This is a genomic window from Nocardia heshunensis (genome assembly GCF_054782115.1).
This window is the reverse complement of record NZ_BAAGTC010000008.1, coordinates 91,814-104,990: the sequence shown is the minus strand read 5'-3', so window position 1 is coordinate 104,990 and position 13,177 is coordinate 91,814. Positions and strand designations below refer to the sequence as shown.

Genomic DNA, 13,177 nt, shown 5'->3' with positions numbered 1-13,177 from the left:
CAGCACCCGGGCGCAGATGGTGGTGCAATTCACCAGAGTGTCCAGTGGAATTCGACGATATTGCCTAGTCTCGACGGCTGAGATTCTCTGGGCACATGAGCATCGACGCGGGACACCAGAGCACACGATCCGGCGACCTGCCCGGCGAGGACGAGTTACGCCGCCTCGTCGGCCTGGTGGACCACGATGCCGCCGCCGACCCGTTCCCCGTGCTGGGCTGGGACGCGGTGGTCTGGGCGGTCGGCAACGCCACCCAGACCGCGCACTTCCTGCAGTCCGCCTTCGGCATGCGGTTGGAGGCCTACTCGGGTCCCGAGACCGGCAATCGTGACCACAAGGCGTTCGTGCTGCGCAGCGGCGGCGCCCGATTCGTCGTCAAGGGTGCGGTGGATCCGGCCAGTCCGCTTGTCGCACACCACGATCGGCACGGGGACGGGGTAGTGGACATCGCGCTCGAGGTCCCGGACGTGGACCGCTGCATCGCGCGGGCCCGCGCCGAGGGCGCCACCGTCCTGGTCGAACCCCACGACGACACCGACGAATACGGCACCGTCCGCACCGCCGCCATCGCCACTTACGGCGAGACCCGCCACACCCTCGTCGACCGCTCCCGCTACTACGGGCCCTATCTCCCCGGGTACATCCAGCGCAGCTCCGCCTACGCGCCGCGGCCCGGGCAACCCAAGCGCATCTTCCAGGCCATCGACCACGTGGTCGGCAATGTGGAACTCGGCCGCATGGACGAATGGGTCGAGTTCTACCGGCGCGTCATGGGATTCCGGAACATGGCCGAATTCGTCGGCGACGACATCGCCACCGAATACTCGGCGCTGATGAGCAAGGTGGTGGCCAACGGCAACCACCGCGTGAAGTTCCCCCTCAACGAACCCGCCCCCAGCCGCAAGCGCTCCCAGATCGACGAATACCTCGAGTTCTATCAAGGCCCCGGCGTCCAGCACATCGCCCTGGCCACCGGCGACATCCTTACCGCCGTCGATGTACTGCGCCGCGAGGGCATCGAATTCCTCGATACCCCCGACAGTTACTACGAGGACCCCGAACTGCGCGCCCGCATCGGCCACGTCCGCGTCCCCGTCACCGAACTCCAGCGCCGCGGCATCCTCGTCGACCGCGACGAGGACGGCTACCTGCTCCAGATCTTCTGCAAACCGATCACCGACCGACCCACCGTCTTCTTCGAACTCATCGAACGCCACGGCTCATTGGGATTCGGCAAGGGCAACTTCAAGGCCCTCTTCCAAGCCATCGAACGCGAACAGGACGCACGCGGAAACCTCTGAACAGCAAAGCAACACGAAACCAGTAGAGTTCACGCCATGCGAATGGCGTCGGCGATCGTGGCGGGGTTGAGTCTCGCGATGCTGCTGTCAGCGTGTGGGGGGAGCAAGTCTTCGAACGACGATCCGGCCTTCCGGCCGCCACAGAAGGTGGCGACGCTGGGGCCGTTCGTCGGCGAATGCGGCCACCTCACCGACGACGAAGTGCGCGACCTGGGTGGGCTCGGCACCCTCACCACGGTCTTCAAGAACTCCGTCGGCTGCAACTGGCAGGCGGGCGGCATCAGCTCCTCGAGCGTCACCTTCGCCTCCTACCGCGGCAGCCCCATCGATCGCGAGAAGGCCTGGGTGGCCAGCGTCGGCCGCACCCCGGACACCATCGACGTGGGCGGCCACAAGGGCTTCCAGGCCCTCGACCCCAGCAACGCCGTCTGCGACCTCGCGGTCCAACTCGACGACGACTTCTTCGAATGGTCCATCTCCTACGGCGTATTCAACAGCGGCAACCTCGGCAACCCCTGCGACCGCACCCGCAAGATGGCCGAACTGACCGTGCAGCGGATCGGATGAGGGGCACCGGGATGACGCGTCGATCCAAGACCTCGATCGTCCTGGCGGCGGTCGCGCTGACCGCCGGACTGGCCGGCTGCGGCAAGACCGTGCCCGGTACCGCGCTACCCGCGGGCGGCACCAGCGGCACCGGCACCTCGCGCATCAACACCAACTTCGACAAGTTGCTCCGCGAGTGCACGGTGGTTGCCCAGGACGACATCGCGAAGTCGGTCGGCGACAACATGTATGTGGAGCCGTCCTTCAACGGCGCGGTCTGCATGTGGAATCTCACCGGCGGCACCGCGGGCAGCGGCATGGTCACCCTGAATTGGTACGAGCTCGGTTCGCTCAACAACGAGAAGGCGAACAACGACCGCCTGAAGTATGTGAGCAACGACATAACCGTGCAGGGTCGCCGCTCGGTGGAAACCCGTCGCCCGAACGATCCGGACTCGTGTGGCGTGAGCGCACCGGCCGCCGACACGGGCATCGTGGGCTGGTGGGTCAACTACCGCAACGGATCTCAGCATGCGGACCCCTGTGATGCGGCCCGCAAGCTGGTCGAGTTGACGTTGAATCTGGCTCGATAAGCCCTCTACCAGCCGCGCTCGAGGGACCCTCTTTTGCCCCCGCCGCAGCCCGCGGGTATCGTTGACCGCTGTGCCCGGAGCATGCGGGCAAGTTGATGTGCAGTACGTAGGCCAGCGAGAGCGGCCGACTGATTCAGGCATGCCTTGAAAAAGGTCTCTGACCTGCACTCGACACGCCCGACCTCGTGGGGAAGAAATACCGCGAGAACTGGGCGGAAAGCTCGAATGACAAAGACATGAAGTTCCAGACATCTGGTTACTAATAAGGAAAGCCGGTCTATGCCAACCATCAACCAGCTGGTCCGCAAGGGTCGCCGCGACAAGGTCGCCAAGACCAAGACTGCGGCCCTCAAGGGGAGCCCGCAGCGTCGTGGCGTGTGCACTCGCGTGTACACCACGACCCCGAAGAAGCCGAACTCCGCGCTGCGTAAGGTCGCGCGTGTTCGCCTGACCAGCGCGGTCGAGGTCACGGCTTACATCCCCGGTGAGGGTCACAACCTGCAGGAGCACTCGATGGTGCTCGTGCGCGGCGGTCGTGTGAAGGACCTCCCGGGTGTGCGCTACAAGATCATCCGCGGCTCGCTCGACACCCAGGGTGTCAAGAACCGCAAGCAGGCCCGCAGCCGCTACGGCGCCAAGAAGGAGAAGAGCTAATGCCGCGTAAGGGTCCCGCTCCCAAGCGTCCCCTGATCAACGACCCGGTCTACGGCTCCCCCGTGGTGACGCAGCTGGTCAACAAGATCCTGCTGGACGGCAAGAAGTCCACCGCCGAGCGCATCGTCTACGGTGCCCTCGAGCAGGCTCGTGAGAAGACCGGCACCGATCCGGTCGTCACCCTGAAGCGCGCGCTGGACAACGTCAAGCCCGCCCTCGAGGTCAAGCCCCGTCGTGTCGGTGGCGCCACCTACCAGGTTCCGGTCGAGGTTCGTCCGGGCCGCGCCAACACCCTGGCGCTGCGCTGGCTGGTCAACTACTCCCGCGCTCGTCGTGAGAAGACCATGGTCGAGCGTCTGGCCAACGAGCTGCTGGACGCCAGCAACGGCCTGGGCGCTTCGGTGAAGCGTCGCGAGGACACCCACAAGATGGCCGAGTCGAACCGGGCCTTCGCGCACTACCGCTGGTGACCTGTGGCCCGGCCCTCCGTTCGGAAGTGCCGGGAGACGAGTCACATGTCGGGCGCGACCGCCGAGCTGCTGCAAGCGAGGCACTTACGCGTCGCGCCCGACGTTGACACCGAGGGCTCTCGGACAATCCCGAGGCCCATCCCGTTGAATCCCAACTAGCTACGAGCGGGGAAGTTTCCGTGGCACAGGAAGTGCTCACCGACCTGAACAAGGTCCGCAACATCGGCATCATGGCCCACATCGATGCGGGCAAGACCACCACCACCGAACGCATCCTGTTCTACACCGGTATCACGTACAAGATCGGTGAAGTTCACGATGGCGCCGCCACCATGGACTGGATGGCGCAGGAGCAGGAACGCGGCATCACCATCACGTCCGCCGCGACGACCTGTTACTGGAACGACAACCAGATCAACATCATCGACACCCCCGGCCACGTCGACTTCACCGTCGAGGTGGAGCGTTCGCTGCGCGTGCTCGATGGCGCCGTCGCGGTGTTCGACGGTAAGGAAGGCGTCGAGCCGCAGTCCGAGCAGGTGTGGCGTCAGGCCGACAAGTACGACGTGCCGCGTATCTGCTTCGTCAACAAGATGGACAAGCTGGGCGCTGACTTCTACTTCACCGTTCAGACCATCAAGGACCGTCTGGGCGCGAAGCCGCTGGTCATCCAGCTGCCGATCGGCGCCGAGGACACCTTCGAGGGCATCGTCGACCTGGTCGAGATGAACGCCAAGGTCTGGAAGGGCGAGACCAAGCTCGGCGAGCAGTACGAGGTCGTCGAGATCCCGGCCGATCTCAAGGATCAGGCCGAGATGTACCGCCAGGAACTGCTCGAGACCGTCGCCGAGTCCGACGAGTCGCTGCTGGAGAAGTTCTTCGGTGGCGAGGAGCTCTCGGTCGAGGAGATCAAGGGCGCCATCCGCAAGATGACCGTCAACTCCGAGCTCTACCCGGTGCTGTGCGGTTCGGCGTTCAAGAACAAGGGCGTTCAGCCCATGCTCGACGCCGTCGTCGACTACCTGCCGTCCCCGCTGAACGTGGAGTCGGTGCAGGGCCACGTGCCCGGCAAGGAAGACGAGATCCTGACCCGCAAGCCGTCCGCGGACGAGCCTTTCGCGGCGCTGGCGTTCAAGATCGCGACCCACCCGTTCTTCGGCAAGCTGACCTACGTCCGTGTGTACTCCGGCAAGGTCGACTCCGGCGCCCAGGTCATCAACGCGACCAAGGGCAAGAAGGAGCGTCTGGGCAAGCTGTTCCAGATGCACTCCAACAAGGAGAACCCGGTTCCCGAGGCCGTGGCCGGCCACATCTACGCGGTCATCGGTCTGAAGGACACCACCACGGGTGACACCCTGTGCGATCCGCAGAACCAGATCGTGCTGGAGTCCATGACCTTCCCGGATCCGGTCATCGAGGTGGCCATCGAGCCGAAGACGAAGGCCGACCAGGAGAAGCTGGGCTCCGCGATCCAGAAGTTCGCGGAAGAGGACCCCACCTTCAACGTGAAGCTGGACCAGGAGACCGGCCAGACCGTCATCGGCGGCATGGGCGAGCTCCAGCTCGACATCTACGTCGACCGCATGAAGCGCGAGTTCAAGGTCGAGGCCAACATCGGTAAGCCGCAGGTGGCCTACCGTGAGACCATCACCAAGCCGGTCGAGAAGCACGAGTACACCCACAAGAAGCAGACCGGTGGCTCGGGCCAGTTCGCCCGCGTGATCATCGCGCTGGCTCCGCTGGTCGATGCCGAGGACGGCGCTACCTACGAGTTCCAGAACAAGGTCACCGGTGGCCGCGTTCCTCGTGAGTACATCCCCTCGGTCGACGCCGGTATCCAGGACGCCATGCAGTACGGCGTGCTGGCGGGCTTCCCGCTGGTGAACGTGTCCGCCGCCCTGCTCGACGGCGCCTACCACGAGGTCGACTCCTCGGAAATGGCGTTCAAGATCGCGGGTGCGATGGCCCTCAAGGAAGCGGCTCGCAAGGCCGGTCCGGTGATCCTCGAGCCGCTCATGGCTGTCGAGGTCACCACGCCCGAGGATTACATGGGCGAAGTGATCGGCGACCTGAACTCCCGCCGTGGCCAGATCCAGGCCATGGAGGAACGCAGTGGTGCCCGTGTCGTCAAGGCGCTGGTTCCGCTCTCGGAGATGTTCGGCTACATCGGTGACCTGCGGTCGAAGACCCAGGGCCGAGCGAACTTCTCGATGGTGTTCAATTCGTACGCGGAGGTTCCGGCCAACGTGTCGAAGGAGATCATCGCCAAGGCGACCGGCGAGTAATTCGCTGCCGGGACGGGTTTGCGAGAATCCGTCCCGCATGGTCGTCGAACGACCCACCTGTAATACAAACCGCACTGCTGCAAAAAAAGCACGCACAAACTAGTCCAGGAGGACCACAGTGGCGAAGGCGAAGTTCGAGCGGACGAAGCCCCACGTCAACATCGGCACCATCGGTCACGTTGACCACGGCAAGACCACGCTGACTGCCGCGATCACCAAGGTGCTGGCTGACAAGTACCCGAACCTGAACGCGGCCTTCGCGTTCGACCAGATCGACAAGGCGCCGGAGGAGAAGGCTCGTGGTATCACGATCAACATCTCCCACGTCGAGTACCAGACGGAGAAGCGCCACTACGCGCACGTCGACGCCCCGGGCCACGCGGACTACATCAAGAACATGATCACCGGTGCCGCCCAGATGGACGGCGCGATCCTGGTCGTGGCCGCCACCGACGGCCCGATGCCGCAGACCCGTGAGCACGTGCTGCTCGCCCGCCAGGTCGGCGTGCCCTACATCCTTGTCGCGCTGAACAAGTCCGACATGGTCGACGACGAGGAAATCCTCGAGCTCGTCGAGATGGAGGTCCGCGAGCTGCTGGCTTCGCAGGAGTTCGACGAGGACGCGCCGGTCGTGCGGGTCTCCGGTCTGAAGGCGCTCGAGGGCGACCCGAAGTGGACCGAGTCGATCATCGAGCTGATGAACGCCGTCGACGAGTCGATCCCGGACCCGGTCCGTGAGACCGACAAGCCGTTCCTGATGCCGATCGAGGACGTCTTCACGATCACCGGTCGTGGCACCGTCGTCACCGGTCGTATCGAGCGTGGCATCGTCAACGTGAACGAGGAAGTCGAGATCGTCGGCATCCGCGAGAAGACCACCAAGACCACCATCACCGGCATCGAAATGTTCCGCAAGCTGCTGGACAACGGCCAGGCGGGCGACAACGTCGGTCTGCTGGTCCGTGGCATCAAGCGCGAAGATGTCGAGCGTGGCCAGGTTGTCATCAAGCCGGGCACCACGACCCCGCACACCGAGTTCGAGGGCCAGGCGTACATCCTGTCGAAGGACGAGGGCGGCCGCCACACCCCGTTCTTCAACAACTACCGCCCGCAGTTCTACTTCCGTACCACGGACGTGACCGGCGTCGTGACCCTCCCCGAGGGCACCGAGATGGTCATGCCCGGCGACAACACCGAGATGAGCGTCAAGCTCATCCAGCCGGTCGCCATGGACGAGGGCCTGCGTTTCGCGATCCGTGAGGGTGGCCGCACCGTCGGTGCCGGTCGCGTCACCAAGATCATCAAGTGATTCTCTGACTCACTGGTGATTCGCTGAATCGCTGTCAGACGGCGTCGCTCCGAAAGGGGCGGCGCCGTTTGCCTTTTCGCAAGAATATGGCCGCTCCCGTTGGGAGCGGCCATATTTCGTATCTGTGCGCGGAGCGCGCTAGCGGAGCTGAGACGTGGTGGTCGCGGGAATCGCGCCGAGGAGGCGTCCGGATTCGAAAGCTGCTGCGGCGCGCGGCAATTCGCCGGGACGACCGCTGGCAATGACTCGCACCGTGCCGGTGCCCGCGGTGGGTCGGCCGAGGGCGTCCAGGCGGCGGAGGGTTTGGCCTGCGACGGCTTCGGCGCTGTCGAAGACTCGGACGCCGGCGGGGAGGGCGGTGAGGATGTCGTCCAGGACGAGGGGGTAGTGGGTGCAGCCGAGCACGATGCCTTCGGTGTCGGCGGGGGTGCGGGCGGCGGCGTCGGCGATGGCGTCGGCGATGACGGGGAGGTCGCCGCGGTCGATGGCGTCGGCCAGGCCGTGGCAGGCGACGCCGGTGATGTCGGCTTCGCCGCCGAAGCGGGCGATCAGGTCGGCCTGGTAGGCGCTGGCGGTGGTCGCCGCGGTGGCCCAGACCGCAACCTTCTGGCAAGCGGCCGCGGCGGGTTTGATCGCGGGGACCGTGCCGATCACCGGCACCGCGTCGCCGACCGCGTTCCGGACCTGCTCGAGGGCGGTGACGCTGGCCGTATTGCAGGGCAGCACAATGACTTCCGCGCCTTCGCGGAGCGCGAGACGGGCGGTGTCCAGTACCCGGTCGACGACCCACTGCTCCGGTTTCGGACCCCAGGGCGCGCCGTCGGGATCATTGAGCAGCAGCAGATCGAGATCGGGCCGCAGCTTCCGCAACCAGGCGGCCGTGGGCAGCAGCCCCAGTCCGGAGTCGATGAGCGCGACGATCACACCAAGCACGGTAGTGAAGAACCCTGCCTGATCGCGAACCGCGGGTGGAAAAGGCAGGCGGGGGCGGGTTCGACCGTCAGCCGATGGGTGCGTGCTGTTGGAGGTTGGCGGCGAGTTCGGCGCGGGCCTTCATGACCTTGCCGACCATGCTCGCGCCCGCGACCGCGACCAGTCGGCCCGCGCGCAGGTAGTGGACGAGGAACTTGCGGCCCTTGTCCTCGACGACGACGATCTCGTCGGCGAGGGCGGGTATGCCGAGCACCTGGATCTTCATGTCGTACTGGTCGCTCCACACGTACGGCACCTGGACCTCGGTGGCCGGCTCGTTGCCCAGCAGCGCGGCGGCCAGGATCTGGGCCTGCTCCCCGGCATTGGTCCAGTGTTCGACGCGCTTGTTGCGGCCGGTGGCGTGCGGCCAGGCGGCCACGTCGCCGAGCGCCCAGACGCCCGGCACCGAGGTCTGCCCGGTCTCGTCGGTGAGGACGCCGCCGCCGTCGCCCGGTGCGGCGAGCGGAATGCCGGAGTCTTCGAGCCACGCGGCCGCGGGCACCGACCCGATGCCGATGACGACCAGGTCGGCGTCGAGCACCGTGCCGTCGGACAGTCGCACGCCGGTGACCGAGTCGCCGTCGGTGACAAGCGATTCCATGCCGACGCCGCAGCGCACCCGCACGCCCTCGGCCTCGTGCAGCCGGGTGACCAGCGCCCCGACCTGCTCGCCGAGCGCGGCGAACAGGGGAGTGGGCTGCGGTTCGACGATGGTCACGTCGAGCTCGCGGGACCGGAAGCTGGCCGCGAGTTCGCAGCCGATGAACCCCGCGCCGACGATGACGGCCTTGCGCGCGCCGCCGAGGTGCTCGCGCAGCCCCGCCGCGTCGGCGTGCGAGCGCAGCACGTGCACGCCGGAGACGTCCGGCAGACCCGGGATACGCCGCGGCCGCAATCCGGTGGCAATCACTAGGGCGTCGTAGCCGAGGTCGGTGCCGTCGGCGAGGTGTACGCGCCGCGCGGCGGTGTCGACGCCGGTGGCGGTGACGCCGAGGCGTAGCCGGATGTCGTGTTCGGGGTAGAACTCCGCAGGCCGCAGCGCGGTGTCGTCGGTCTCGCCGCGCATGTACTGCTTGGACAGTGGCGGCCGGTCGTAGGGTGCCTTGTTCTCATCGCCGAGCAGGGTGAGCTCGCCGGTGTAACCCCCACGTCGCAGCTCTTCGGCGGTGCGCAGGCCGGCGAGGCCCGCACCAACAACTAGAACATGTTCTACCGACGATGACATGTGGCAACCATAGCGAATCGCCCGCCCTCAGATCGCTGTGTCGCCGGTCACACCCGAACTGCGGCCGAAGCGTAGCCGGGCATTGATTGATCGGGCGGTCAATCAGGAATACAACGGAATCAGAACATATTCCCTCGCCTTTCAAAGGAGGCATTCCATGTTCACCGTGAGTCGCGCGGAGCAGGCCGTCACCGTCGTGCTCGGCGCAGTCGCCGCGCTGTCCCCGATCTGGGTCTCGCACAGCACGCACGCACTCTGGACCCTCGTGGTGCTCGGCGTGCTGATCGCACTCGCGGGCCTGTCGCAGATGGCGGACCGGGCCCCGAGCTGGGTCGGGTACGCGCTCGGCGTGCTGGGCGTCCTGACGTTCATCTCCCCCTGGGTGATGAACTTCCACTCCTACAGCAACGCCTCGTGGGTTGCCTGGATCGTGGGTGCGCTGACGGTCGTGGTCGCATTGGCCGAAATGCCCGAGGTTTCGGGTCGTTTCGGTGCGGCGGCGCACTGACCGCTTCGAGCCGCCGGCCTCGATTCCCCCGGTATTCGGGTGATGAATCGAGGTCGGCGCGTTCGCGGGATATGCTTGTCGTCTACGTCCGCCCGATCGGTGGCGGTCGCCTCCGCTTCGAAGCGTGAGGAGGAATGCGAGCAGTGCCCACACCAGCAAATGCGGGACCCGCACCTCGCCGGGTGGGGCGTCGGCGCAGCAAGAAGGTCGACGGGGACGCTCGCCAGCTCATCCTGGATGCCGCCGAAAGGCTTTTCGCGGCCAATGGATTCGATGCGACTCCCACCGCATCCATCGCCGATGCGGCCGGGGTGCCCAAGGGCCTGGTCTTCTACTATTTCCCCACCAAGGACGCGATTCTGTCGGCCCTGATGGCCGAGCGCGTCCCGCCCGAGCCGATCGACGACATCGATTCGGTGGTGGTGCCGGGTGATCCGGCCAAGAGCCTGGTCAATATGGACGCGGCGCTGAATCTGCGCGACAACAACTCCTCGGTGTTGCGCGTGATCATGTGGCGTGAGGCCGATACCCATCCGGATGTGCGGAAGCAGTTGCGCCGCATGCGTGATCAGCTGCTCGAGGTGACGGCGCGGATTCTGGCCGCGAGTGCGCCGGGCCCGGTGCAGCCGGGGACGCTGCGGGCCTGTGCGGCGGCCTGGGTGTCGGCGATGCTGGCGATCGCGAGTACGGATCGCTTGCACGCCCTGGACGGGGTGCCGCTGCCGACGACCGACGAGATCATGAATGTGGCGCAGGTGGTCGCGGCGGGCATGAGCCATATGGGCTGAGCGCCACCGCCGAGTTGTTTGCTGGCGTGTCGCTGTTTCTTCTTCCGAGCTTCCGAACGACACTCGTTGTGGGGCAAGCGTGTGATTCTCACTGCGAAGTTCGTGGAGGAACCTGGTGAAGGCCGAGTGGTTGCTACGTGCGTTCGGAATTGTCATGGCGGGTCTGGCTCTCGGCGGTACCGCCGTGGCCCGGGCGGATCCGATCTATCCGGTGCCCGATCCGGACCCCTTCTACGCACAGACCGCCGATCTCGGTGATCACGCGCCCGGTGACGTGCTCGCGACCCGGCCCATGCCGCCGCTGCTGATGTTCCCGGACACCGCGGTCACGCTGGTGAAATTCCGTTCCACGAGCTCGGAGGGCGCACCGATCGCCGCGGTCACCACGGTGCTGACCCCGCGTGAGCATGCGCCGGACGGTCCACTGCTGTCCTACCAGCACATCATCAACGGTCTCGGCGCGCAGTGCGCGGTGTCGCGGGTGCTCTATACGAACGACCCGAATCTGCAAGTGCGCGAGGCGGTCGCGTTGAATGTGGCGTTGCGGCGGGGTTGGTCGGTGGCGTTGCCGGATCACCTGGGCCCCAATTTCGCCTATGGCGCAGCCAAATTGGGTGGTCAGATCACTTTGGACGGCATTCGCGCGGTGAAGCGCCTGCCCGAATTGGGCTTGGGGAACAGCCAGGTGGCGATGGCGGGCTACTCCGGTGGCGGCATGGCGACGGCCTGGGCTGCTGCGCTCGCGCCCCGCTATGCACCGGAGTTGTCGATCGCGGGCGCGGCCACCGGCGGGGTGCCGATGAATCTGCGCAAGATGGTGAACGCGCTGGGCCTGCAACCGCATCCGGCGTTCGGGCTCGCCATGGCGGCGGCCATCGGCCTGGAGCGCGAGTATCCGGACCGGCTGCCGATCAGCACGCAGATGAACGCGGCGGGCTTGGCCGCGCGCGATGCCATGGCCAATGGCTGCACCAACGAGATCATGGCGATCGGCGCTGGTCACAGTGCGAGCGAATTCGCCGCCAGCACTTCGATGATCGATGATCCGGCGGTGATGTCGGTGCTGGACGAGAACAGTCTGGAGCTCTACGACGGGGTGCCGAACATCCCTGTCTTCGAGTGGCATTCGCCGAGCGATCCGCTGATTCCGGTGGACGCCATCGTGAATACCGATCGCCGGTATTGTGCGGCCGGGGTGCGCCTGGATATGGACATGAATCCGTCGCCGGAGCATTTGTCCGCGGCGGTATTGGGTCTACCGGACGCGCTCGCCTGGGTCGATGCCCGGTTGCGGGGTGAACCCGCGCCCTCCAATTGCTGATCCCGTCAATACCCCAATACCGTTGGTCGTGAGCCGGTTTCGTGCACAGCGGTACGCACCCGGTATGTGGCCCGACTCGCACCCGGTCGCGCGGGCCGGTAAGAATGTCGGCCATGGATGCCGATTTCACTGCCGGTTCGGGAGATTCGCGCTCCGCGCGCCAGCCGGGGTACCGACTCACCCACCCGGACTCGCCGTCGCCGGGCACCTCGCCGAACCCGGTGCTCACCGGCATCGACACCGGCGGCTACGGCAGCCTGGGCCGCAACGGCCAGGAGGCGCAGGCGAACCAGTGGTCCAGCGCGCCCGTAACCCTGCGCGCCACACCGGAACCGGAGGGTCTGCCGCGGCGGCTGGCGCCCGATCTGCCGCAGCGCAGCGCGGATCCGGAGGCGGTGGCGGCCCGGCTCTCCGCCGACGGTGACCCGTTCGCGGCCCGCATCACCACCGACCGGGATTCGTTCACCGCGCCGGCCGCGGAGTACGCCGACCCGAACGCGTCGCTCTACGCCCGCACCAGACCCAACAACGGGTCGTTCACCGACAGCGACTCCTACGCCGCCACACCGCTGGAGACCGAGATTCCGGCCGTGCGCCCGGTCAACGGTTCGCCCTTCGGTGGCCGCATCGAAGTCGAAGAGGATATCTACGCCGCGAGCCCGGCGGTGGAGGCCCCGACCACCGGCCGCCGTCATGCCCCGGACCCCGAGCCCGCTCCGCAGGAGGCCCCGGCCCGCCTGGAGAGCCTCGAGGCGGTCGCCGCCTCGCTGCGCGAGAGCGTGCAGGAAACCCCGCGCCCGGCCGAACGCCAGCCGATTCCGTCCCGCCGCCGCGCGGCCCCGGAACCGGAACCGGTTGCGGTGGAGCCGATTCCGGTGGTAGCAGCGTCGCCCGCGCCCGCCCTGGCCGCGTCCAAGGCCGCCGAATTCCGCACCGGCGACGCCAGTATCGACCTGCACCACATCATGCGTCTGCTGACCGCCAGCCACGATCTGGAGGTGGCCGCCCAGGCCGCCGAGTCCGGCGCGGACAACGTCGCGGATTTGGCCGCCGCGGCTCACCGCACCCGGGCGGCCGCCGTCGAGATAGTGACGGCCTGGTACGGAGGGGCGGACCATATGCGAAATTTCGGCGAGGTGCTGTTACAAGCCGCGGCTGAAAGCAGACCCGCCTCCGCGCGCTTTTAGCGGACGGCTTCGGGGGCG

13 protein-coding genes are annotated in these 13,177 nt (G+C 66.6%); 11 read left to right on the top strand and 2 right to left on the bottom strand.

Annotation, left to right across the window (positions count from 1 at the left end):
• Positions 1 to 95: 95 nt before the first annotated feature.
• From hppD to tuf, 7 genes are all read left to right on the top strand, one after another.
• Positions 96 to 1,301 carry a 4-hydroxyphenylpyruvate dioxygenase gene (gene hppD, locus ACYVN4_RS26580; protein WP_460724740.1) on the top strand — a complete coding sequence of 402 codons (1,206 nt, stop codon included), beginning with the start codon at positions 96 to 98 and terminating at the stop codon, positions 1,299 to 1,301.
• A 36-nt stretch (positions 1,302 to 1,337) separates the two neighbouring features.
• Positions 1,338 to 1,868, top strand: coding sequence for a DUF3558 domain-containing protein (locus ACYVN4_RS26575; RefSeq protein WP_460724739.1), 531 nt, complete (start codon positions 1,338 to 1,340; stop codon positions 1,866 to 1,868).
• 11 nt (positions 1,869 to 1,879) lie between these two features.
• Positions 1,880 to 2,440 carry a DUF3558 domain-containing protein gene (locus ACYVN4_RS26570; protein WP_460724738.1) on the top strand — a complete coding sequence of 187 codons (561 nt, stop codon included), beginning with the start codon at positions 1,880 to 1,882 and terminating at the stop codon, positions 2,438 to 2,440.
• Between the two features lie 279 nt (positions 2,441 to 2,719).
• Positions 2,720 to 3,094 (top strand): 30S ribosomal protein S12, encoded by a 375-nt coding sequence (gene rpsL, locus ACYVN4_RS26565; protein WP_014353064.1) that lies wholly within the window; start codon positions 2,720 to 2,722, stop codon positions 3,092 to 3,094.
• Complete coding sequence (gene rpsG / locus ACYVN4_RS26560) at positions 3,094 to 3,564, top strand: 30S ribosomal protein S7 (RefSeq protein WP_067881759.1); 471 nt, start codon at positions 3,094 to 3,096, stop codon at positions 3,562 to 3,564. The genes rpsL and rpsG overlap by 1 nt, the downstream gene beginning before the upstream one ends.
• A 179-nt stretch (positions 3,565 to 3,743) precedes the next feature.
• Positions 3,744 to 5,849 carry an elongation factor G gene (gene fusA, locus ACYVN4_RS26555; protein WP_460724737.1) on the top strand — a complete coding sequence of 702 codons (2,106 nt, stop codon included), beginning with the start codon at positions 3,744 to 3,746 and terminating at the stop codon, positions 5,847 to 5,849.
• A gap of 118 nt (positions 5,850 to 5,967) precedes the next feature.
• Positions 5,968 to 7,158 (top strand): elongation factor Tu, encoded by a 1,191-nt coding sequence (gene tuf / locus ACYVN4_RS26550; RefSeq protein WP_460724736.1) that lies wholly within the window; start codon positions 5,968 to 5,970, stop codon positions 7,156 to 7,158.
• 138 nt (positions 7,159 to 7,296) lie between these two features.
• Here tuf and ACYVN4_RS26545 read toward each other — a convergent pair whose 3' ends face one another.
• The gene (locus ACYVN4_RS26545; RefSeq protein WP_460724735.1) at positions 7,297 to 8,082 is read right to left on the bottom strand and encodes a glutamate racemase; all 786 of its coding nucleotides are present in this window, start codon (positions 8,080 to 8,082) and stop codon (positions 7,297 to 7,299) included.
• A gap of 76 nt (positions 8,083 to 8,158) precedes the next feature.
• The gene (locus ACYVN4_RS26540) at positions 8,159 to 9,355 is read right to left on the bottom strand and encodes an NAD(P)/FAD-dependent oxidoreductase (RefSeq protein ID WP_460724734.1); all 1,197 of its coding nucleotides are present in this window, start codon (positions 9,353 to 9,355) and stop codon (positions 8,159 to 8,161) included.
• Between the two features lie 157 nt (positions 9,356 to 9,512).
• Between ACYVN4_RS26540 and ACYVN4_RS26535 the strand changes: the two genes are divergently transcribed.
• The 4 genes from ACYVN4_RS26535 (at position 9,513) to ACYVN4_RS26520 (ending at position 13,159) form a co-directional block, all read left to right on the top strand.
• On the top strand, positions 9,513 to 9,863 hold the full coding sequence (locus ACYVN4_RS26535; RefSeq protein ID WP_460724733.1) for an SPW repeat domain-containing protein: 351 nt from the start codon (positions 9,513 to 9,515) through the stop codon (positions 9,861 to 9,863).
• Between the two features lie 143 nt (positions 9,864 to 10,006).
• Positions 10,007 to 10,651 (top strand): TetR/AcrR family transcriptional regulator, encoded by a 645-nt coding sequence (locus ACYVN4_RS26530; protein ID WP_460724732.1) that lies wholly within the window; start codon positions 10,007 to 10,009, stop codon positions 10,649 to 10,651.
• 154 nt (positions 10,652 to 10,805) lie between these two features.
• Positions 10,806 to 11,972, top strand: coding sequence for a lipase family protein (locus tag ACYVN4_RS26525; RefSeq protein WP_460724731.1), 1,167 nt, complete (start codon positions 10,806 to 10,808; stop codon positions 11,970 to 11,972).
• Between the two features lie 113 nt (positions 11,973 to 12,085).
• The gene (locus ACYVN4_RS26520; RefSeq protein ID WP_460724730.1) at positions 12,086 to 13,159 is read left to right on the top strand and encodes a hypothetical protein; all 1,074 of its coding nucleotides are present in this window, start codon (positions 12,086 to 12,088) and stop codon (positions 13,157 to 13,159) included.
• Positions 13,160 to 13,177: the final 18 nt, after the last annotated feature.